The following is a 22,568-nucleotide window of genomic DNA, read 5'->3' as shown; positions in this document are numbered from 1 at the left end:
GTCGATGACGCAACAACAGGCAATTCTCGGGGCGTTTCTGTTCATCGTGCCGGCGACGCTCCTCTCGGGGTTCGCGACGCCAATCGAAAACATGCCCGAGTGGTTGCAGCCGGTCACGCTGATCAATCCGCTGCGCTATTTCCTGGTTGTCGTCAAAGGCGTGTTTCTGAAGGACGTCGGACTGATGGAAGTCGCGCGCCAGACTGTGCCGCTGGTTTTGATTGCGGCAAGCACATTGACTGCGGCTGCCTGGCTGTTCCGGAGACGGTTGGAGTAACCGCCTCCCCTCAGGAAGCAACCTCCATATCAAAGGGTGGATAGGATCGGCGCAGCCAATCCTCGAAGCCGATCTTGCCGAGCCGCGCGTTGTCGCGGGGCAGAAGCGACTGGTCTTCGATTTCGGAGCCGAAGAAGCGGGCACGAATGTCCGGCACGACTGTCCGCGGGTCATCGGTTTCCTTCAGGTAACGGGCAACCAGATCGCTCAAACGAATGCGTTCGGGACCGGCAATTTCGACCGTTCCGTAGAGTGGCTTTGCGAGGGCGACATTCGCCAGCGCATCGGCAACCTCGTCGGCCGCGATCGGCTGGACCCAGGCTGGTGAAAGGCGGGCGACCGATCCGACTGTTCCTGCGTCGGCGATGTCCTTGATGAATTCGAAGAACTGGGTGGCGTGGATGATCGTGAACGGGACAGGTGAAGCCTTGACAAGTATCTCCTGGACGAACTTCGCCCTGAAGTAGCCTATTTCCGGCAGCCGCTCCGTTCCCACGACGGAAAGCGCGATATGGTGCTTTACGCCTGCGTTGACTTCTGCTGAAAGCAGATTGTGGCCGGCTGTTTCGAAGAACTCGCGGGCCGTCTTATCTTCAAAGGAAGGCGCGTCTGCCAGATCAAGCACAACCTCCGCACCGGCCAGTGCCTCCTGAAGACCTTCACCCGTGACGGTGTTGACGCCGGAGCTGGGGGACGCGGCAAGAACGTCGTGGCCTTGGTTGCGCAAACGCGCCACGGTCCTGGAGCCGATAAGGCCGGTCCCGCCGATGGCAACGATCTTCATCCAGTTTCTCCAATATCGTTGTTCTGGGTCCATTCTTAAGCGGCCCATTTTCCTTGGTATAACAACACCTATTCCGGCAAGCCTGCTTTCCGCAGCCCCTCCACGAATATGGCCAGATCGTCCTGACGGTGGATCGGAAGCCAGTCTTTGAGATTGGAGATGCGCAGGGCCGGATCGAGCTGGCGTAAATGCTGCATCGCCCGCTGGGCTTCGTCCGTCCGTCCGGCAAGTGCGTGGCTTGCTGCGATGACGGCGACTACCATCAGGAAGCTCGGCAAATCCCTGAACGATTTTTCCGCCCAGGATGACGCCGTGTCGAACCGTCCGGCAAACAGGTGGGAGACTGCCATGCCCGCCTGCATGCGATACATTTCCGGGTCGAGTGGGCTCAGCCGCATCGCCCGCTCGAAGGACGCGATTGCGCCGTCATGATCGCCGCGCCACGTTTTGAGGTAGCCGCCGAGGAACCAGGCGGCCGCGAGGTTCTGGTTGAGCGCCAATGCCCGATCGAGCAGTTCGATGCCGCCATCGAGGTCGCCTGCGAGATGGCCAAGGGCATGACCACCCCTCGTCAGGGCAACCGCATCGTTCCTGCCCAATTCAACGGCTCTCTTGGCCAGCCGAATGCCTTCGGATATCTCTTGCGGCCGATCCGTCATCCAGCCGTTGACCTTGCGCCAGAAATAGCACCACGCCGCCATGCCGTGGGCCGAGGCAAAACCTGGGTCGAGTTGTATTGCCTTGTTGAACAGCGGCAGTGCCTCTGCGACGGCGGCCTTGGTTCCCTTTTGCACGTCCGCCACGCCGCGCAGATAACAGTCATAGGCATCGAGGCTTTCAGTAGGTTTCTGCCGCGCACGTTCGATCTCCGCCAATTCGAGCTGCGGCGCTATCGCACCAACAACGCTCGCCGCCACCTGGTCCTGCAACTGGAAGATGTCGTCGAGATTGCCTTCGAATCGGTCTGCCCAGAGATGTCCCCCTGTCGTGGCATCAATCAGCTGTCCGGTGATGCGGACGCGGTTTGCCGACTTGCGCACGCTGCCTTCCAGAACGTACCGGACACCCAATTCGCGCCCCACTTGCTTGACGTCAACCGTCCGGCCCTTGTAGGTGAAGCTCGAGTTGCGGGCGATGACGAACAGCCAGCGAATGTGCGACAACGCTGCGATGATGTCTTCCACCATGCCGTCGGTGAAATATTCCTGCTCCGGATCGCCGCTCAGGTTGTGGAACGGCAAGGCCGCTATGGAGGGCTTGTCAGGAAGGACCAGAGGCAGTTCGGAGGACTCGGGCAGTTCAGCGCGTTCGGGATTATCTCCCGGCAAGCTGGCACCATCCGACGGATTGGCTTCGGCAACCTCGCCAGTAAAACGAAACCCTTTTCGGGCAACAGTTCGGATCAGGCGCTGTTCCTGGCCGTTGTCGCCAATTGCCTTGCGTGCGGCATTGATGTGGCTGGTTATCGTCGCTTCAGAGACGATCCGGCCGTCCCAAACCGCGCCAAGTAAGCCATCCTTGCTGACGACGCGGTCGCGGTTTTGCACCAGGTGGACCAGCAGGTCGAACACTTGCGGGCCGATCGCTACAGCCTCGGAGCCACGGGTGAGCTCGCGTCGATCAGGGTCGAGAGTGTAATCTCCAAACACGAAATGCATCTTCGGCGATCTCCAAACCGCACACCCTTGTCGGGCATGTAACAAGGCGATCGGTCGCAGGCTTGTCGACAACGCCGTGGCCTTCGCCAGCGAATCGCCTGAGGTGCATTTGACGGCACTTAAACGAATATTCAAGGGAAAATCCGTCGTTTTTGGAGGTCCCTGCAAGGACTTCCGGCCAGCATGCTGGCAATCTCCCCAACAAATGATCGCGATCGATGTTGGAGGGAGGCCAAATTGTGAAGATTGTCGTCATCGGGGATAGCGGCATCATAGGAACGAAGCTGGCCAACAGGCTTCGACAACAGCGTCACGAGATAGTGGCCGCATCCGCCAATTCCGGCATCGAAAACTTGTCTGGCAAGGTACTTGCCAGGGCACTCCAGGGTGCTCAGGTCATCATCGACGTATCAAACGCGCCCTCATTCGGGGAAAGGGCCGTTCCGGAGCAGGTAGACGCATCAAGTTGCAAGGTTCTTGCCAAGGAGGCTCCCCCGGGTGTCGCACATCACGTTGCGCTGTCGGTGGTCGGCATCGAACGCCATCCCGAGAACAGCTACTGTAGGGCGAAGCTGGTTCAGGAACAGCTGATCAAGGCCTCGAACATTCCATTTACGATCATCCGTTCGACACAGTTTTTCGAGTCCGTTTGGACCATAGTCCAATCCAGTACGGTGGGAGAGCGCGTCCACCTGTCGCCTGCCCTGTTCCAGCCTGTCAGTTCCGACGACGTTGCTGATGCCGTGGCCGAAGTCGCGGTCGGGATGCCGCTAAACCGCATCGTCGAGATCGCCGGGCCTGAACGGTTGCCGATCGACGAGTTCGTTCGTCAATACTTGCATGCTGCGAAAGACCCGCGGACGGCGATACCCGATGTCCATGCACGTTTTTTTGGTGCGGAATTGGACGACCTGTCGCTTACGCCTGGAGACAATCCAATGATCGGACAAATCCGTTTTGAGGACTGGCTTAGGACCGTATGCGAGGCAAGCCATCATCCCGAATGCTGAATCTCGCTATTGCAGCGCAAGGCTGCGCAACGCATTGGAGGGTAAAATGAACATTGTAACCGGGCATGTATTCAGCGCTAAGGAAACTCGGTCCCGTCTCGAGCCAGAACCCCTTGTTTTGGTGGTGGACGACGATGAAGCGGTTCGGCTTTCGATCTGCGAGTTGCTGGATTCAGTCGGAATTGACTCTGAGGGTTTTGCCTCCACCCAGGCACTCATGGACGCCGATGTGCTGGATCGGCCGGGCTGCATGATACTCGATGTCCGGATGCCGGGCGTGAGCGGCCTTGATTTCCAGGCCAGCCTTGCCGCGAACGGCATTTCCGCCTCGATCGTCTTCCTGACCGGCCACGGCGACATTCCGATGACGGTCCAGGCGATGAAGGCCGGTGCGGTCGAATTCCTGACCAAACCCGTGCGCGACCAGACGCTGCTCGATGCAGTGAACAGGGCCATAGGAATCGACAAGGGCAAGCGGGCGGAGCGGCGCACCGCTGATGCCAGCCGTGCGTTGTATGAGACGCTGACCCCGCGTGAACGGCAAGTCATGGAGGCGGTCGTGCGGGGCGCACTGAGCAAACAAATAGCGTTCGAACTGAACATATCGGAAATCACCGTCAAGCTTCATCGGAGCAACGTGATGCGAAAGATGAAGACACCCTTCCTAACGCACCTGGTTCGCGTGTGGCAGTCCCTACCCGAGGATATTCGTCATGAATACTCGTCTTAGAATTTCATTTGGTTTTGAGGAAGCCGTGACCGCCAGGAAACCGTGCAACTTCCGTGAGTTGCACGAAAAATTTCGGCTTAATCACCGTTTCCATCTGGCTGGCGAGCGGCCCAGCACGACAATACTTGTGATGATCGACAACACCGCGCGGCTGGAGGCAGAAGCCAAGCTGCGGAAAATCGAGGCTGACTTTTCGCACGCGGCGCGACTTTCGACATTGGGAGAGATGACCACGTCGATAGCGCATGAAATCAAGCAACCGCTCTCGGCAATTTTGATGAACGCACAAACCAGCCTGCGATATCTACGGAAGGCGGAGCCAAACCTTGAGAAGGTCGAACAGCTCACGTCCCGGATCGTCGAATCCGCGCAGCGTGCCAATGACATCGTCGTCCGAATTCAGGATATGGCCGGCAAGCGTGCTCCAGCCAACAGTTCATTAGAGTTCAACGACGTCGTTCAGCAGTGTCTGGCTTTCCTTCACCACGAGAGCGATGACAAGCACGTTACAATCAAGGCTGCGCTCCAGCCGAACCTCCCGGCCATCCGCGGTGACCGGATTCAGCTGCAGCAAGTTATCGTCAACCTGATCGTCAACAGCATACAGGCAATGAAGTCGGCACCTGAAACGCAACGCGAGATTCACATCGAAACCAGTCTGGACCAAAGCAATCATGTCTCCTTCTCGATAAGGGACACTGGCATCGGTATCCCGATCGAGCACATGGAGCAGATCTTTGACGGATTCTTCACGACGAAGGAAGGCGGGTTGGGCATAGGACTGGCGATCTGCCAGTCAATAATCAATACCCACGGCGGCAACATAACCGCAGCCAACCACCCTGACGGCGGAGCGTTATTCCGCTTTTCGATACCAACAATAAGCGAAGTGGCATCGTCAAAATTTCAGACCCCAGCAATCGATTGATCAATCAAAGCGAACAATCGCCATTCCTACCGGAAAGCACTGTGAGACATAATCCAATGTATAATACCATTCGATCCGATGGCAGGGCAACTTTGCAAACGAAGCAATCACCGATCATCGACCGGAAATCGATGCACCAACGCCATGGATAAGCACAAACCTTCCCCCAAAACGACAGCATCCCGCTTTCTGCGCGGCTTCAAGCTATTCATGAGTTCCGAGGCAGGCAAGAAAGCCAGATGGATGCTTGTCGGCCTGGTTATTCTCTTGTGCGGAATTAACATGTTGAACGTCGTCAACAGCTACGTCGGCCGGAATTTCATGACTGCCATTGCAGACCGGAAGACCGCGGAATTCTCCCAGCAAGCAATCTTCTACATAGGGGTCTTCGCCGCCTCAACCGTCGTTGCCGTCTTTGCGCGTTTCACTGAAGAGCGTTTGGCGCTGCTGTGGAGGGAGTTCCTGACACGGCGGGCGGTCACACTTTATCTGTCCGATGCCGCCTATTTTCACATGGATGCTTCGGGACAACTCACCTATCCCGATCAGCGGATTTCAGATGACGTTCGTACCTTCACGACCACCACGCTCTCGTTCGTCATCATGATATTCAACAGCGGTCTCACAATCGTTGCCTTTTCGGGAGTCCTGTGGTCGATCAGCCCGCTGCTGTTTGGCGTTGCTGTCGTCTACGCCGCTTGCGGATCCTATCTGACCATCGCCCTCGGCCGCCCTCTCATCCAGCTGAACTACGACCAGCTCGACAAGGAGGCCGGCTTCCGCTCGGGCCTCATCCACGTCCGGGAGACCGCCGAAGCCATCATGGTGGCAAGCGGTGAAGAGCGGCAGAAGGCCCGTCTCCTCCAGCGCTTGGACGAGGCGATCGGCAATTTCCGCCGAATCACCGCCGTCAATCGGAACCTTGGATTCTTCACCACGGGCTACAACTGGCTGATCCAGATCATTCCTGCCCTGATCGTTGCGCCCGCCTTCATCAGAGGCGATGTGGAATTCGGCGTTATCACCCAATCGGCCGCGGCCTTCGCGATGCTTGTGGCTGCGTTTTCATTGATCGTCACGCAATTCCAGTCGATTTCCAACTTCGCTGCTGTGATTGCCCGGCTCGGCACGCTCCTTGAGGCTTTCGAACAATCTCATGCTCCGGCGGAGCCGTCAGGCATCGACATTGCCGAAGACGAAGGAAGGTTGGCTTTCGAGCACTTGACCCTTTTGACTGCAGACGGCAGGCCTTTACTGAAGGACTTGTCGGTATCTGTCGAAATTGGGACCCGCGTGTTGATCACCGGACCCAACCAGGCAGCAGGCGTCGCCCTGTTCAAGGCGGCAGCACATGTTCCGGCCACAGGCAGCGGTCGCATCGTACGCCCCAGCCGCGGCGGATTGTTGTTTCTCCCGCAGCAGCCTTACCTGATGCCGGGAACATTGCGTCAGACCCTTGTGTCTCCGGACAAGGCCGAGGAGATTTCGGATGACCGGATTGTCGACCTTTTGCGGGAGTTCGATCTCGATGTCGGTCAGGCAGGTGGCCTGGACCAGGAAAGGGATTGGGACGCCGTACTGTCACTGCGCGAGCAACAGCTCTTGGCCTTGGTCGGCATTATTCTCGCGGGTCCACGCTTCGTCTTTCTTGATCGGCTGGAGACCACGCTTGGGACCGAAGAGTTTCGCAAAGTCCTTCATGCGCTTTCCAGGAATGCAATAGCCTACATCAACAACGGCGCGACCAGCGCAGGCGAAAATCTGTATGACGCGAAATTGAGGTGTGAATCGGAGGGTAAATGGACGTGGACAGTGTTCACGTCCAGACACCAGCTCACCGCGAGCGCATGACTGATTAGGTCTCCTTCGGCTATCGCCCATGATGGAAATGCGCTCTACTGACGTTAATATCGACCTCTTGCCGTTGAACGATGATCTCGATTGCGCAAGGAGGCGCTGCCATGAGTCCTGACCCCTAGGGGACGAGCCAGGAGGCCCGGCGCAATGTCTATCCCCCCAAGAAACTTTCGGGCCTTGCGCAACCAAAACGTGAACCCAGATTTCAGGTTCCGTTGCAAACTTTCCGTCAATGAGATCTATGGGATTGAAAAGGTTCAACGTCGAACTGGAAAATCGCGATGTTCAAGGGACGCCAACGTTCGAAGGCAGGACTTCTTATCAGCAGAGACACTTCGCCTTCGCACAGAAGCGTTGCCGCAGAATAATCTTCGGGGGCTGAGCCCTTGAGGGCGGTCGACGATTCAATCTGCAGTGCAAGACGACCTCGATGCCTGATGATAAGGTTGTTGGTTTTCTAGTTCTTCATATCGGATAACCGGAGCCTAAAATGACCGAAAAGACCTTCTCGACGCTTGCGGCCGCAATATTCGGAATCGTTGCCGCGTTGCACCTCGCCCGCATTCTCATAGGTTGGTCGATTGTCGTCGACGGCTGGACGGTTCCTATGTGGGTCAGTTGGGTAGGCCTCATCGTCGCCAGTGCCTTGAGCTACTACGGCGCCAAGCTCGCCATGCGATGATCCAATATAGGGAGCATCCACCGGGTAAAGCATTATGCTCGCTTTTCTCGCCGCCAACGGATAACAGGCTGCTCTCTTATTGCGGTCTTGGCGTTTTGATACCGTGAATCGCTGCTTCAACAAGCGCTGGTAATTGTCGTCTTGCTCGGACCGACGCGGGCTGCTGCAGTCAGCGCAAGACGAACAGGCAGTCCACGGGTCTCGACAACTGCATGAATCTTTGTCGTCAGTCCGTCCCGCGACCGGCCCATCAACTGTTCACTGTTGCCAGCGATGCAGGCTCCATGCTGGTGCACTCGCACAATGGACGCATCAATCATCTGCACGGCACCATGGTCGCCCGTTCGCGTGGACCCACTGGTGGCAAGCGCCTCAATCAGAGTTGCTGGACGCATAGGTCATGGAAAGATTGGTCACAGCAAGTCAGCGGAATCCCTCCAGATTCTTCGGCAGTTTTGCGTCTTGATGGGGCCGTTCGCGGTCATGACGGTCCTGCGGCGGTGCTCGGGCAGCGTTGTCGCCGTCGGAGATCGATCGCGACGATGATCATGCGGCCATTGGAGCACGGGCATGGCGGCCTCCAGTCGCACGTTGCTGAAATTCGCGGCGACGCAGCAATTCAGTCGCTTTCAGAGCGATGCGGACATTCAGCGAGCCGGGCTCACCGAACCGGATTTATAAGTACGCCCTTAGTTCAAATGATGAACTTGCGTCCCCGGCTTATCTGGTTCACGCAAAAGTTGCAAAATGGCGCGCTGTCGTCAGTGATTTTGGCTATGATCGTGGCCGGGCGTGGCGCCCGCTGTAAAAGGGCGCGCAATCAAAGTTAATAGGCAAGGAGGAGACATGAAAGAGGCCGCGTCCGGAAAAAAACGGATCATTGAGATGCAAATGATGATCGAGGGACAGTCACACTTCCAGCCTTCGGGGCGCGTCACTCCAGAAGGTTCGTGGCACGGGCGTCTCCTGCCGCAAGCCCCCCAAGCTTGTGACGGTCGCTCTCGCCAACAAGATGGCCCGCATCGTATGGGCACTCATGGCAAAGTGTGGGGTCTATAAGGCTTCAGCTGGGGCGGCATGATCGCCCGGCCAGAGGTCGTCGAGATGCAGCAAACGGAAGGTATGGCGCAACAGTCGATGAGACGGGATCGAGAAAGCCAGTATTCTCCAGGGTGCTTCGAGCAGGCCGGATTGATTTGGAGCCCGATCCGCGAGCTCTCATACGGGCCAGTGACGCATGAACGGTCGCGCGAAAAGGCCGGACAGATGTCGGCACCCGACTACACGCGTGATACCGCCGAAAACTATTCTTGCATTCACCGGGGCGTCCACAGATGGAGATGGAGAATGGTTCAAGACCGAAGGACGAAACCAACCCGTCCTGCGGGCGGAGAAGATTTAGCCGATCGGCTGAAACGCCGGTCAAAACGCAAACGAACCCAAGGAAAAGCCGCCAATCGGAGGCATCTTGCCCCTTGCGTTCTTTCATTGGAGATTTCCATGGGACTGATGGCCAGATATTTGCGCTGCGCGACGTTCTTGCTGTTCGTCATCTTGTGTTCAGTCAGCATGGCCTCGGCCCAGGCCAGCAGGTCCGGCTGTACGCTGCAAAAGGTCGGCGGAACGTCCCGCCAGCTGCTGCGCTGCCCGGGTGGCCTGTCTATTGTTGCTGAACAGGGCGCTCGCTACTCACTCGTTGACCGCAACCGGGACAGTCGGGTGGATGGTGTAAGATTGCAGAGCAAGGCACTGCTTCTGGACTTTGCGCCAGGTTCCGGCGCCGGGTTCCAGGTCACGACACCGCAAGCGATCGCTGCGGTGCGCGGAACAAGGTGGGCCGTGGATGTTGGCGCCGGCAAGACGTCGGTATTCGTCGAGCGGGGCCAGGTCGGGGTTCAGCGACCTGCCGCAAATGCGGGCGTGGTCCTTGGACCGGGTGAAGGTGTCGACGTCGATCAAGGTACCAGCGCCTTGACCGTTAAACGCTGGCCGCGTGCCCGGGTATCGGCATTGATGGCCCGCTTTGGCCAATGACCCTATGAGCGGGCGAGCGATCCAGACGCTGATTGCCCTCGTCATCGCGGGACTTTGGGGCGTGAGCCTTGGCCTTGCGCATCTTCGCGGCGACATGTGGTTCATCGATCGCGTCGAGGCAACTATGACGGATTTGAGGACGGTCATTCGCGGCCAAAGGCCCGCACCTGACTTTGTCACCATCGTGGCCATCGACGATGAGGTGGTTCGTCAGACCGGCAGCTATCCCTTGGCGCGTGCAAAGCTTGGAGAGTTGGTTGATGCAATTGTGGCCCTGAAGCCCAAAGTCATCGGCATCGATACCCTGCTCCTCGATCCGGGGCCTGTCGAGGGCGATCAGCAGCTTGCCCGGTCGCTCGCCAAGAGCCCGGCGGTGCTTGCCGCCGCAGCGGTTTTTCCACAAGGTCAGCAGCAAACGCACGACAACCCTGGCGATCCACTGGCAGGCGTACCCGATGCGGAGCGTTTTTTGTTGCCTTTGCCCCAGTTCAGTGAGGTGGCCGCCACCGGCGTGGTCAACGTGTCGACGGATCGCAACGGAACGCCGCGGCTTGTGCCACTGCTTTTTAAAAGCGCCACCGCGATCGAGGCATCCTTCCCGCTCCGGGTGGTTTCACTGGCAAAAGGTGTCGAGCCTTCGGTGGAACCCGGCCGATTGTTGCTTGGAGACCAGGTGATCAGGACGGATATCGGGCAGATCCTGCCACTCGCGTTCTATGGCGCGCGCGGGTCGATCAAGACCATCAGCGCCACTGATGTGCTGGGTGGCAAACTATCGCGCGAGAGCATCGAGAACCGGATCGTCGTCATCGGAAATACCGTGACGGGTGGCGGCGATGTTTTCCCGACCCCGTTCGATCCGGTTCTGCCTGGCGTCGAGGTGGTTTGCACGGCAATTTCGCAATTGATGAGCGGCGATGGCCTCATCCGCGATCGCACCGTCCGGATCGTGGATGCGGGCTTAGCGGTCGCACTTCCACTGATCCTGGTCAGTCTGCTTGCCTGGCGCCGCAACGCCATCGGCCTGGTTGCGGTCCTATGCGTGGTCCTTGCCTGGTTTGCGTTCAACATCGCCGCGTTCTTCAACGGCATCTGGCTGAGCGCTGCCACTCCCATGGTGGCGGCCATTCCCCCCGCACTTGTCTTCGGGGCAACACAGCTTTGGCTCGGAAGGCGGCGGGCGCAGCAATTTGCCGAGCAAAGCAAACTTCTGCAGCAGGTGCAGGCGCCCGGGCTCGGCAACTGGCTCGCACTTAACCCTGGCTTCCTTGCCGCGCCGGTGCGTCAGGACGCAGCTGTCGTGTTCGTCGATCTTTCAGGCTTCACCGGCCTTAGCGAAACGCTGGGTCCGGGCGCCACGCGGGAACTCCTCAACGGGTTTTATCAGCTGGTTGACACAGAGGCCGCCACCAGTGGCGGGGCAATCACCAGTTTCATGGGCGATGGAGCCATGATCCTCTTCGGATTGCCCGCTGCCAGCCCTGATGATGCAGGCAACGCCCTTCGCTGCTGCATTGGCCTTTGCGACCGGATGCGGGCATGGCTGGCCACCCTGCCTGAGGCGGTCCGAACCCGCATCGGCTTCAAGGTCGGCGCCCATTTCGGCACGATCGTAGCCTCAAGGCTGGGGGGCGGCAGCCGCCAACAGATCACCGCAACGGGTGACACCGTGAATGTTGCAAGCCGTCTCATGGAAGTGGCCGCCAGTAACGGGGCTGAACTCGCACTGAGCGAGGAAATGTTGCGTGCGGCCGGAGGACGTTCCGATAAATTCAAGTCAGGCGTATTGCGTGGCCCGCTCGAAACGCAGCTTCGCGGACGCGCCGGGTCGCTCGCCATCTGGCTCTGGCATGGCGCAACGGCTGACGGGGCGTTCGATCAGATCAAAATGTCGAAGTAAAGTTCGCTCGCCGACACGCCAGGAAGGGGGCGCTCTGGGGTTTCGTCGGAGCGGATGACGCCCGTCTTTGCCGCCGAGCCGAGCGCTGCCATCAGTTCCTCGAGGGGGATCTTCTCCCATCCTTTCCTGATCGCTGTCTGGTGATCGACCGGGACCGCCGCGACAGACAGGTTCTTCATGAGGGCAAGCCCGTTGGCGCGCAGCGTGGCATTGTGACTTCCGTGATGACCGACCTTGTAGAAAATCGTCCTTGCCAGAAGGTCCGGTCCCGTCACGTCATTGCCATCGATTTTCCAGGAAAGGTCGGCCCAGGAGAGCCAGTTGCCGACCTGGGCGTCGGCAACAAAAAGAAGAACATCGCCGCCTTTCAGCTCGATCGCGAGCACGAGGCTGGTATTGTTGGTGGCGCCATCGAGTGCGAGCGCCAGCGCCGACGCACCGTCGAGCCATGCCGTGTCGATCTTGCGCCATTCGGGAGCATCCTCGCCCGGCCCCCAATAGTGCGCGCGGAAGAAATCCATGCCGCGCGTCAGGGCAAGTGGAATGGCGCGAAGGTCGCTGAATGGAGCTCCCGCATCGTTGGGCTGGAGCGCGGCCGTTACGTTTTCGGGCAGCTGGTGGGCCGCAACGCCATAGGTATCAGGGTCTTGCGACGAGGGAAGCGTCTTGCGGATCAGCTTGGCGTCATGCGGCGGCCCGAGGACATAGAGCCTGGCATCGGCGTCCTTCAAGCGGATCGGCTCGTCCGTTGCGCGGCAATAACGCACCTTTCCCATTTTCATGACCAGGTTCAGCGCATCTGCCGTTGAAGCGCCGCGCGGTGCCCCGAAAAAGCCGAGCAGACCATCGATCTTCCTGGCACCCGCCTCGTCGCCTGCCATTGTCATCGCCGCTGCGCTCATGCGCAGCGCTGCGAGCGCCTCGGACCTTTCCTTGCGAAGCGCATTTGCAAGGGCATCGTGGGGATCCTCGGTCCATGCCACCCACACTTCGCCAACCGTCAACTTTGCGAATACGTCGGCGGCCTGGATGAAGCCGGAAACGTGATCCCAGTGCTGATGCGTCACGACAACGATGTCGATGTGGCCTTCGCACTCCTTGGCAATATCCTGCGCTACGCGGGTCATCTTTGCGTCGGCATCTGTCGTGCCCAGAACCACGCCGCAATCGATCAGGATGCGATAGGCACTGGCGTTCTTGCGCGGAAGCGTCACGAGAAAGCAGTCACCAAAGCCCTGCCGGTACATTCGAACGCGTGGCCGGCCAGGCTTGCCGCTTTTCGGCGAAGCAGGACCGGGAGTTTTCTTCTTCGCCATTTTAATCTCCTCGTGCCCTAATGGCCGCCATGCAGCATTGCAAAAGGTTCGTCTCCCGCGGGCGACTCATTGAAATACTGCAATCTCAATCCCGCTTCGAACTGCCGCCGATAGGCCGCCTGCTGGCTCATGCGCACCGCGCTCGTGACACGCTTGCGGATGCAGTAGCGCACAGTGTTGGTCTCAAGATCGATGACCAGCGTGCATCCGCCCCGATAAAGGCCATCGAGAGCCCGGTCCGGTCTGAACGTCTGCGTGATCTCGACGATCAGATCGGTGCGGCTCTGGCCGTCCGGGCCGATGCGCCTAGCCGGTCGCACTGCGTGCACTTCGAGCCCGCGCATGACGCCTTTCATGTTTCCGATACTCATGTTCTGGCTCTTGCGGACAAAGCCCAACATCGAGATCTCCTCATCGGACACCTGCTTGGCTGAGACGAGCCAGGCATGGAACGCTGCGGCGTTCACCTGCGAGGCTTCGTAAGCGAGCCGCCGGTCATTGTTCAAATTCCATGTCAGTTTCATCTGGGAAAGGATGGCATCCAGATTGATCAAGGGAAGCGGCGGCGACTCCCAGATGAGATTTCCCGGCGACAGATGGCGAACACCCGAAGGATAGATCCCCCGATCGCGGAAAGCGGCCACGAAAGCGACGCGGTACCCACGCGGGTCGTCCGGCACGAGATCGCGGTCCGCCGTGATGAGAGCACGGAGATAGTCGCCGAAGGTAATGTCGACCGGCGGGCAATAGTCGAGCGCCCTTATACACATTCTCAGCACCTGGGCGGCGACCTTGCTGGCTTCCTCGGCCATGCGGTCGGCAAGTTCAACAGATATGTCGCCGGGCGGCAGGACGCCGGTGCCCTGCGTCGCAAGCTTGACCAGATCGAGCATCCTCGCCTTGTAGATCGACAAAAAGGCGGCAAAAATTGCCGAAACGAGGACCGCGCCCAAGGCATGCGGCTCCTTGCTTGTGCCATAGTCGGTCGGTTGCGGCTTGCGCGCGACCCATTTGCCGTCAGCGTCGCGCGCACCGATTGCATCCCGCAGCGCTCCATAGCCGCCACTCAAAGCTTGACCGAATTCGATGGCAAGCTCGGACAAAAGGTTCTCCTGAGCAAGATCGCCGCGTGTGCGCCTGATCTGATGGCGCAACGCCTCTGGCATGGCGAAGTGTTGAAATAGCGCGACGATATCGGCAAACGCTTCATGAAAGGCAAGAACGTCCGGGTTGGTCGGTTCGCGAAAGCGGCTATGCAACCCGTCCAGCAAGGCATGGGTCGTCTCATGTGCGATGACGTCGTGGGACAGTGCCGTGAACACGACGCCGTGCGGCAGCCCAAGGCCCGCCGTTTTCTCGCTTGCGGTAAAATAGCCAAACAGCAGCGCCTTGCGGTCAGGGCTGTAGTAGGCGTTGCGGGCGCGGATCGCGTGCGGGTAGATACGCAGCCGCCGGACGTATTCGCTGCGTATCTTGTCGGCGACCGTCACAAAACGCGGCGCCCACAATGCCGACCTGCCAAGCGCGTGTTCGAAAAACTCGATCGTGCGCATGGCAACCGCGTAGGCCATTTGTTGATGGAACTGCGGATTGCCCTCCGATGGCGCGAGCCCGTCCTGCGGCAAAAGATGCGGATGGTTGAGATCGACCGGCGCATAGGCGCAGCGGCTGGCCGGATCGATGTCGATGATTTGAAGGTACTCGCCGATCGGTCCTGGACCAAGATCACGCTCCCATCTGACGTCAAGCACGGCTTCATTGATCGGGGCGGTCTCAAGAGTGGTGGCAAGCGATGGATCGAGGGCAAAGACACGCAGGCGGCGGCGTGTCGGCGGCGCAATAGCTGGTGCCATTGCTGACGCGAGATGGAACTTGGTGATGGCGTCCTCGGCCTGCGGCAACGATATTGCCGGTACCGCGGTCGGCATTGCGCCAGCGAGCATGTCGCGCAGGCGGCGCGACACGGAAGGTTGCGCCATCAAAGCTTCGGCAATGTTGAGCCTTTGACTTGCGGTAAGTGTCTGCGGATCGACCGACGGGTCAGGCAAGACTGCCTCCACCTCAAAAGATTGCGACAGTTGCAGTGCCTCAAGTTCGAGCATCCTGCGGCCCGGGTCGGCCGCCGCTATGCCCAATTGCCCTCCGGTCAACACGTTGAGGATCGGGAACAGCGCGCTGTCGGGCGGCGACTTGACGAGATCGGCCGCCCTTGCAGGCGCGATATTCAGCGCTGCCAGCGCCTTGAGCTCTCCACGTCCGAGCCGGCGCGGATCGCCACGCGCGTCGGCCGACTGAAAAAGTGCCTTGCGAACTGCTTCAACGCGCATCCAGTCCTCGCGATAGGCGATGACCTTCGCCATGTTCTTTTGCAGCCACAGCGCCGCTGAGGCGGCAACCTGCGGTGTTGCCGATGATGTGCCGTTACCGTCGAAATCGACAATGGCAGGGCAGCCCTTGCGCGCCCAGGTCGTATTCGGCGTACAGGCAGCCATGGCGGTCGTCATCTTGGATGCGGGGCCGTAATTTCCCGCCATGAGAGTGGCGGCAAGGTCCGCGTAGGGCGCGTGATTTGCCATGACGCCGCAGGCGGCAACCACCCGATTGAAACGGGCCGGATAGACAATGTTCCGGGTCGGAAGATTGGCGTAATTATTGCCTGCGGCGGTCACGATGAAGACACCCCGCTCGTACAAGGCATTGACTGCCTCTGCCCAGGCCTGGGATGCAAGCCCCCCCATGCTCATCGTGATCACATGGACCCTCGTGGCAGGGTTGGCGCAAAGAGCGTGAACGTAGTCGAACGCTCTGGCGATCGAGCTGTTGGAGAACAGGACGACGCTGTTGGCGACGCGAAGCGGCACGATCTCGGCATTCGGCGCGCAACCGATGACGGATGTGGTGGCAAAGGCCTTGCCCGCCAGAATCCCGAGCGTGCCGGTTCCATGCCCCGGATTCGACAAGGCGGCGTCGCCGGTTGTATCCGTCGCATCATTTGGCCGGTTCTGATCGACAAAATTGCGCTGCAGCGTAAAGTTCATGTGCGCTGGAAGGCTGCGGTGCTGCGGATCATAACCGGTATCAAGATGCGCCACGCGGACCCGGCTGCGTGCGTCAGGCAGCCCCACCTCCGCGAGGGCGTCATCAAACTGTGAATGACTGCGCTTCCTCAACCAGAAATTGTCGGGATCGCGCGGGTAAGATGCGTTCTGCGGCGCCGCCCTGTCGCAACTTGCGGTCAACCCGATCCCAAGCGATTTTTCATCACCTATGAGCCAGCGCTGGGGCAAATCGGGCTCGGCAAACTCGACGGTGGTCCCGGCGATGCCGAGCCCCCCCGTGACCATCGCATGGCAAAGATCCCATGGATTGCCGCTGTCATCATCCGTCGACAGGATATGCCAGGCCGCGCCGCCGACGATACCGAGGCCTTGTTGCTGCCCGATGCTCTCAAAAAGCGGGGCAACGCTATATTCGGCGCCCGCAGCACCAAAGGTGAGCGTCTGCCCGCCAATCGCCGCTGTCGTCTTGATCAACACCCGCCGCTTGTTTGCCGCTTCGGCCATGTACCGCTCCCCCAAGCAGGCGACGCAAAGACGTCGCGCGGTCCAAGTAACGCTCACATGTCAGTCACAAATCCGAAGCCGGCGCTCCAGATCAACGATGGTTCAGTGCCAGTCGTCAGTGACAATAAGTGGTAGAAACCTTATGGAAATAAACCACAGACCAAGCATCGAGGCAAATGGAACAGCATTTTTTGCCGGCGTCCAACAGCCGAAACCTTGGCCAACTCATTGCGCGGCGCGAAACCTGCCCGGCAACGAACGCCGTCGTTGCCGGTAAATGACTGTCGATACCTCGCAAATTGGCGACAAGTATTTATTCAGTAAAATATTCCATGAGCAAAGTTGTGCACTGCACAATCGCATGTTCTCGGCGGATAAGGACAGATGCTTGCGCAATTTTCGCTTTCATTGCCTGTTTTTCTTCTTTGTGTAATGCTACCTTCGGGCGCCTGAAGGTTGCATGTTCATGTCCACGGCCGATGTCGGCAAGGAGGTGGCAAGAAATGGCTGTCGTACTCATTCTGGTTCTAGTAGCGGTTGCGTCAGTTCTGTTTCATCTGTTGAGTCCCTGGTGGTGGACGCCTATTGCTTCCAACTGGCACTATATCGACAATACAATCATCATCACGTTCTGGATCACTGGCTTCGTCTTTGTCGCGGTTGTCCTTTTTGTTGCCTATTGCGTGTTTCGGTTCCGCCACAGACCGGGCTTGCAGGCCCACTACGAACCGGAAAGTCGCAAGCTCGAATTCTGGCTGGCGACGCTCACGGCCATTGGCGTTGCCGCCATGCTTACGCCGGGTCTTTTCGTCTGGCACCAGTTCGTGACTGTTCCCAACGATGCCACGGAAGTCGAGGTCGTTGGCCAGCAATGGTTATGGAGCTTCCGCCTTCCGGGCGCCGATGGGCGGCTTGGCACCTCAGAAACGCGCGACGTGACCAGCGACAATCCCCTCGGTCTCAACAAGAATGATCCGGCCGGGCTCGACGACGTCATCATACAGGGTGGCGAACTGCATCTGCCCATGGGAAAGCCTGTGAAGATGGTCCTGCGATCGATCGACGTCCTTCATGATTTCTATGTGCCGGAGTTCAGGGCCAAGATGGACATGGTGCCGGGTATGGTCACCTATTTCTGGTTCACGCCGACCCGCACGGGAACATTCGAAGTGCTGTGCGCCGAACTTTGCGGCGTCGGCCATCCCCAGATGCGCGGCACTGTCGTTGTCGACAGCGACGAGGACTACAAGACCTGGCTGCAGCAACAGCAGACATTTACGCAGATGATGGCAGCAGGAGAGACCAAGACTTTAAATTGAGCATGCGCTTTTCGAAAGACGCGGCGATCAGCATCGAGGGAGGCAATTGATGGTCAATATTCCATCCAGCATTGACGACACCGTCCCGGCGGCGGAAGTCGAAGATGTGGAGCTATACCACCCGCACAGTTGGTGGACGACCTATGTGTTCAGCCAGGACGCCAAGGTCATCGCCGTTCAGTATTCCATGACCGCCATGGCCATTGGCCTCGTCGCCCTCGTTCTTTCCTGGCTGATGCGCTTGCAGCTCGGATTTCCCGGTGTGTTCGCTTTTATCGATGCCGATCGCTATTACCAGTTCATCACCATGCATGGCATGATCATGGTGATCTACCTGCTCACGGCACTGTTCCTTGGCGGATTTGGTAACTATCTGATCCCGCTCATGGTCGGTGCGCGCGACATGGTGTTCCCTTACGCGAACATGCTGAGCTATTGGCTCTATCTTCTCGCCGTGCTCATCCTTGTTGCAAGCTTTTTTGCCCCGGGCGGCCCGACCGGCGCAGGCTGGACGCTCTATCCGCCACAGGCAGTTCTGTCCGGCACGCCCGGCGGAGCCAATTGGGGCATTATTCTGATGCTTATATCACTGATCCTGTTCATTATCGGCTTCACCATGGGTGGGCTCAACTACGTCGTCACCGTGTTGCAGGGGCGCGCTCGCGGCATGACCCTGATGCGCATGCCCCTGACGATTTGGGGAATCTTTACAGCCACCGTCATGGCCTTGCTTGCCTTTCCTGCCCTTTTCGTCGCCGCCGTCATGATGCTGTTCGATCGCCTGCTTGGCACAAGTTTCTTCATGCCGGCGATTGTCGAGATGGGCGAGCAACTCAAGCACGGCGGAGGCAGCCCCATCCTCTTCCAGCACCTCTTCTGGTTTTTCGGACATCCTGAAGTCTATATCGTCGCCTTGCCGGCGTTTGGCATCGTGTCCGACCTGATCAGCACCCACGCGCGCAAGAACATCTTCGGTTACCGCATGATGGTATGGGCCATCGTCATCATTGGCGCGCTCAGCTTCGTCGTTTGGGCGCACCACATGTATGTCAGCGGCATGAACCCGAATTTCGGTTTCTTCTTCGCCACAACAACGCTGATCATCGCGGTTCCGACAGCGCTGAAAGTCTATAACTGGGTGCTGACACTGTGGCGCGGCGATATTCATCTCACACTGCCGATGCTGTTTGCCCTCGCCTTCATCGTCACGTTCCTCAATGGCGGGCTCACCGGCCTCTTCCTTGGCAATGTGGTTGTCGACGTGCCGCTTTCCGACACTCTCTTCGTCGTTGCCCACTTCCACATGGTGATGGGGGTCGCGCCGATCCTTGTTATTTTCGGCGCAATCTATCATTGGTATCCGAAGGTCACGGGACGGATGATGGACGAGACGCTTGGGCACATCCACTTCTGGGTGACCTTCCTCGGGGCCTATCTGATTTTCTTCCCGATGCACTATCTCGGCCTGCTCGGCATGCCGCGCAGGTATTACGAAATGGGGGAAACCGCCTTCGTTCCACCGTCGGCCCATACGCTCAACGAGTTCATCACGATCATGGCGCTTGTCGTCGGTGCCGCACAGATGGTGTTCCTGTTCAACCTCATCTGGAGTGTCCGGCACGGCAAGGAGGCCGGCGGCAACCCCTGGAGGGCAACGACCCTCGAATGGCAGACGCCCACAACCCCTCCCCCGCACGGCAATTGGGGCAAGGAGCTGCCGATCGTCTACCGTTGGGCCTACGACTATAGCGTTCCGGGAGCCGCGCAGGATTTCATCCCGCAAAACCAGCCCAACCCTGACCGGATATCGCGGGAAACACCATCGTGAGCGCGATCCTGATCTTTCTGGCCGTGCTTGCCGTCATCATCTCCTGGTGGATGGCGCAACAGCGCCTGATGTCAAAGCCCTGGCTTGAGGTCGGACATCAAGGCGACAGGCCGCAGCGGGAAGGGTCATCAATTCCCACGGCAAAGATCGGGCTCGGTGTTTTCCTTGCGGTCGTCGGCGCCTTGTTCGCGCTCTTGATCAGCGCCTACTTCATGCGCATGGGCCTTAACGATTGGTGGGCTGTCCCGATACCCGGCTCGCTATGGTTCAATACGGGCGTGCTTGTCGCCAGCAGCATTGCCCTGGAGTGGACCAAGGCCAAGGCGCAAAACGGCAATCTCGAAGCAGTGAAGGCCGGCCTTGGCCTCAGTTTCGTGACAGCAGTTGCCTTCCTTTCGGGGCAGATATTCGCCTGGCGCCAGCTTGCAGCCGCAGGCTATGTCCTTGCCGACAATCCGGCCAACAGTTTCTTTTATCTCATCACCGGCATGCACGGCCTTCACATTCTTGGCGGACTTGTCGCCCTTTTACGCACGTCCCTGAAGGTCTTTGACGGCGCTCCGATCAAAACGATACGGCTCGGCGTCGAACTTTGCGCCATGTACTGGCATTTCATGCTGCTGGTGTGGCTCATTCTTTTCGCCCTGTTTGCGGGCTGGGCGAACGATTTCGTCGAAATCTGCCGGCAATTGCTGACATAAAGGTGTGACGATGCACGAGACGACAAAGACCAAGCCTGGCATTGCGCTTCCCAAACTGGCCCCCGGAATGCAGGGCTTTACGGCCGACTGGGCTTCCGACCAGCGGGCATTCAAGAATGTCTCCTGGGGCAAGGCAATGATGTGGATCTTCCTCCTCAGCGACACATTCATCTTTGGATGTTTTCTCCTGGCCTATATGACCGCCCGCATGTCGACCACCGTTCCATGGCCGAATCCGAGTGAGGTCTTTGCACTGAATATCGGCGGACAGGATATTCCGCTGATCCTTATTGCGATCATGACATTCGTCTTGATCAGCAGCAGCGGCACCATGGCGATGGCCGTCATGTATGGCTACCGGCGGGACCGCCGCAAGACGGCAGCCCTCATGCTCCTCACGGCGTTGTTCGGCGCCACATTCGTTGGCATGCAAGCCTTCGAGTGGACCAAATTGATCCATGAGGGGGTCCGTCCCTGGGAAAATCCCTGGGGCGCAGCCCAGTTCGGTTCGACCTTCTTTATGATAACCGGCTTTCACGGCACGCACGTGACGATTGGCGTCATCTTCCTTCTCATCATCGCCCGCAAGGTCTGGCGCGGAGATTTCGACCAGGAAAAGCGCGGCTTCTTTACCAGCCGGAAGGGCCGGTACGAGATCGTCGAGATAACAGGCCTATATTGGCACTTCGTCGATCTCGTCTGGGTGTTCATCTTTGCTTTCTTTTATCTGTGGTGAGGGAACGTCACATGGCACAGGCTGCAGTACACGGCGAACATCAGGAACATCCGGTCAAGCTCTACCTGCTTGTCTGGGGCTTGCTCTTCGTCCTCAGCGTCTGCTCATATCTCGTGGATTTTTTCGGCCTCCAGGGATATCTCCGATGGGGGCTCATACTGATCTTCATGGTGCTCAAGGCGGGACTTATCGTTGCCGTCTTCATGCACATGGCCTGGGAGAGACTGGCGCTGATCTACGCCATTATCGTGCCCCCCGTCCTGGTGCTGGTCTTTGTTGCAATGATGGTTTCAGAGGCGAACTACACGCTGCTCACGCGCCTGACCTTCTTCGGTGCCGGACCCTAGAGCCCTTGCCTGCAATCCGGGCTGGAAAAGGAAACGGCGCCATTTGGCGCCGTTGCCTTGAGCCCTTTCAGGATCGCTACGCCGCTGCCGGGGCAGGCACCACGATCTTCTTGTAGAGATGCCAGGTTGCATGGCCAAGCACGGGGATAAAGACGGCGAGGCCAACGAACAATGTCAGGAAGCCGACAAGAAGCAGCGCTGCGACAATCAAGCCCCAGAGCGCGATCGGAACAGGGTTGGCCAGCGTTGCCTTGATGGAGGTGAGGACGGCCGCAAATGCGCCCACGTCGCGGTCAAGCAAGAGCGGGAAGGCAATGACGGTGGAGCACAATACGACGACGGCGAAGACAAAGCCGATCGCGTTGCCGAGCAGGATCATTCTTTGGCCCTCGGGCGTTGCGAACACCTGACTTAAGAACGCCCTCAAAGATTCGGGCACTTGCGGACCGAAAAGGTTCACGTAAAGTGCCTGTGCCACAAGTATCCAGGCGATGAACAGAACGAGCAGCATGAAGCCGACCGCGATGATGGATGGTATCGCCGGTGAATGGCGAACCTCGAAGGCGTGACTCCAGGACGTGTCGAGATTGAGCTCCCTGCGCCTTGAGATCTCATAAAGGCCAAGGGCGGCAAACGGTCCCACCAGGGCGAAACCGGACATCAGCGGAAACAGCAACGGCAGCAGATTGGCGCCCGATGTCCAGCGTATCAGGACCAGGCCGGCAATCGGGTAAATCAGGCAGAGAAAGACGTAGTGCGAGGGCTTGTCCCAGAAATCATCGAGCCCCTCGCGCAGCGCGGCAAACACATCGGCCACACCAATTTGACGAACCCCAGGATAGACGTTCGTTTCATTTGCACCTGCTATCACGTGAAATTGTGCCATGAACAATTCTCC

General features: G+C 58.7%; 18 protein-coding genes and 2 pseudogenes. 14 read left to right on the top strand and 6 right to left on the bottom strand.

All coding sequences use genetic code 11. The features are described from left to right. Positions 1-277 (top strand): ABC transporter permease (locus tag AAAB35_RS15775; RefSeq protein WP_340669235.1); only part of this gene is annotated, 277 nt, incomplete at its 5' end. 10 nt (positions 278-287) lie between these two features. On the opposite strand, the gene AAAB35_RS15770 is transcribed toward AAAB35_RS15775, so the two are convergent. Next, complete coding sequence (locus tag AAAB35_RS15770; protein WP_340669234.1) at positions 288-1,061, bottom strand: SDR family oxidoreductase; 774 nt, start codon at positions 1,059-1,061, stop codon at positions 288-290. Between the two features lie 68 nt (positions 1,062-1,129). Further along, entirely contained in the window at positions 1,130-2,719 is a 1,590-nt protein-coding gene (locus AAAB35_RS15765; RefSeq protein WP_340669233.1) for a winged helix-turn-helix domain-containing tetratricopeptide repeat protein, read from the bottom strand. Positions 2,720-2,958: 239 nt separating this feature from the next. On the opposite strand from AAAB35_RS15765, the gene AAAB35_RS15760 reads away from it, so the two are divergent. The 5 genes from AAAB35_RS15760 (at position 2,959) to AAAB35_RS15740 (ending at position 7,926) form a co-directional block, all read left to right on the top strand. Continuing rightward, positions 2,959-3,729, top strand: a complete 771-nt coding sequence (locus tag AAAB35_RS15760) for an SDR family oxidoreductase (protein ID WP_340669232.1) — start codon at positions 2,959-2,961, stop codon at positions 3,727-3,729. Between the two features lie 46 nt (positions 3,730-3,775). After that, a complete protein-coding gene (locus tag AAAB35_RS15755) occupies positions 3,776-4,459 on the top strand; it encodes a response regulator transcription factor (protein WP_340669231.1) in 684 nt (227 codons plus the stop codon). A gap of 130 nt (positions 4,460-4,589) precedes the next feature. Beyond that, positions 4,590-5,387, top strand: coding sequence for an ATP-binding protein (locus AAAB35_RS15750; protein WP_340669230.1), 798 nt, complete (start codon positions 4,590-4,592; stop codon positions 5,385-5,387). 144 nt (positions 5,388-5,531) lie between these two features. After that, positions 5,532-7,238 (top strand): SbmA/BacA-like family transporter, encoded by a 1,707-nt coding sequence (locus AAAB35_RS15745; RefSeq protein ID WP_340669229.1) that lies wholly within the window; start codon positions 5,532-5,534, stop codon positions 7,236-7,238. Between the two features lie 496 nt (positions 7,239-7,734). Further along, positions 7,735-7,926, top strand: a complete 192-nt coding sequence (locus AAAB35_RS15740; RefSeq protein WP_340669228.1) for a hypothetical protein — start codon at positions 7,735-7,737, stop codon at positions 7,924-7,926. Between the two features lie 167 nt (positions 7,927-8,093). Here the strand turns inward: AAAB35_RS15740 and AAAB35_RS15735 are convergent. Continuing rightward, a pseudogene (locus tag AAAB35_RS15735) lies at positions 8,094-8,246 on the bottom strand (IS5/IS1182 family transposase); the annotation flags it as partial. 625 nt (positions 8,247-8,871) lie between these two features. Between AAAB35_RS15735 and AAAB35_RS15730 the strand changes: the two are divergent. The 3 genes and pseudogenes from AAAB35_RS15730 to AAAB35_RS15720 all read left to right on the top strand — a co-directional run. After that, positions 8,872-9,007 (top strand): annotated as a pseudogene (locus AAAB35_RS15730) (IS110 family transposase); the annotation flags it as partial. A 488-nt stretch (positions 9,008-9,495) separates the two neighbouring features. Then, positions 9,496-9,960, top strand: coding sequence for a FecR domain-containing protein (locus AAAB35_RS15725; protein WP_340669236.1), 465 nt, complete (start codon positions 9,496-9,498; stop codon positions 9,958-9,960). Positions 9,961-9,964: 4 nt separating this feature from the next. Then, positions 9,965-11,860: an adenylate/guanylate cyclase domain-containing protein gene (locus AAAB35_RS15720; RefSeq protein ID WP_340669227.1), complete on the top strand. Its 1,896-nt coding sequence runs from the start codon at positions 9,965-9,967 to the stop codon at positions 11,858-11,860. Here AAAB35_RS15720 and AAAB35_RS15715 read toward each other — a convergent pair. Both AAAB35_RS15715 and AAAB35_RS15710 read right to left on the bottom strand, forming a co-directional pair. Continuing rightward, positions 11,839-13,176, bottom strand: coding sequence for an MBL fold metallo-hydrolase (locus AAAB35_RS15715; protein ID WP_340669226.1), 1,338 nt, complete (start codon positions 13,174-13,176; stop codon positions 11,839-11,841). The two genes, AAAB35_RS15720 and AAAB35_RS15715, sit on opposite strands and share 22 nt — an antisense overlap. A gap of 17 nt (positions 13,177-13,193) precedes the next feature. Continuing rightward, positions 13,194-16,739, bottom strand: a complete 3,546-nt coding sequence (locus tag AAAB35_RS15710; RefSeq protein ID WP_340669225.1) for a S8 family serine peptidase — start codon at positions 16,737-16,739, stop codon at positions 13,194-13,196. 503 nt (positions 16,740-17,242) lie between these two features. Here AAAB35_RS15710 and AAAB35_RS15705 point away from each other — a divergent pair. From AAAB35_RS15705 to AAAB35_RS15685, 5 genes are read left to right on the top strand one after another with little or no spacing between them, the layout of a single operon-like run. Next, complete coding sequence (locus AAAB35_RS15705; protein ID WP_340669224.1) at positions 17,243-18,058, top strand: cytochrome c oxidase subunit II; 816 nt, start codon at positions 17,243-17,245, stop codon at positions 18,056-18,058. Positions 18,059-18,107: 49 nt separating this feature from the next. Beyond that, on the top strand, positions 18,108-19,886 hold the full coding sequence (ctaD, locus tag AAAB35_RS15700) for a cytochrome c oxidase subunit I (RefSeq protein WP_340669223.1): 1,779 nt from the start codon (positions 18,108-18,110) through the stop codon (positions 19,884-19,886). Then, positions 19,883-20,587 carry a cytochrome c oxidase subunit 3 gene (locus AAAB35_RS15695; protein WP_340669222.1) on the top strand — a complete coding sequence of 235 codons (705 nt, stop codon included), beginning with the start codon at positions 19,883-19,885 and terminating at the stop codon, positions 20,585-20,587. Before ctaD ends, AAAB35_RS15695 begins: the two co-directional genes overlap by 4 nt. Before the next feature lie 10 nt (positions 20,588-20,597). Continuing rightward, complete coding sequence (locus tag AAAB35_RS15690; protein ID WP_340669221.1) at positions 20,598-21,323, top strand: heme-copper oxidase subunit III family protein; 726 nt, start codon at positions 20,598-20,600, stop codon at positions 21,321-21,323. Between the two features lie 11 nt (positions 21,324-21,334). Then, positions 21,335-21,670 (top strand): cytochrome C oxidase subunit IV family protein, encoded by a 336-nt coding sequence (locus AAAB35_RS15685; RefSeq protein WP_340669220.1) that lies wholly within the window; start codon positions 21,335-21,337, stop codon positions 21,668-21,670. Between the two features lie 76 nt (positions 21,671-21,746). Here the strand turns inward: AAAB35_RS15685 and AAAB35_RS15680 are convergent, their stop codons facing one another. Then, positions 21,747-22,556, bottom strand: coding sequence for a DUF2189 domain-containing protein (locus AAAB35_RS15680; RefSeq protein WP_340669218.1), 810 nt, complete (start codon positions 22,554-22,556; stop codon positions 21,747-21,749). Between the last annotated feature and the right edge of the window lie 12 nt (positions 22,557-22,568).

This window comes from Phyllobacterium sp. (assembly GCF_037994425.1).
Taxonomy (GTDB): Bacteria; Pseudomonadota; Alphaproteobacteria; order Rhizobiales; family Rhizobiaceae; genus Phyllobacterium.
This window is presented reverse-complemented; position numbering and strand designations above follow the sequence as displayed.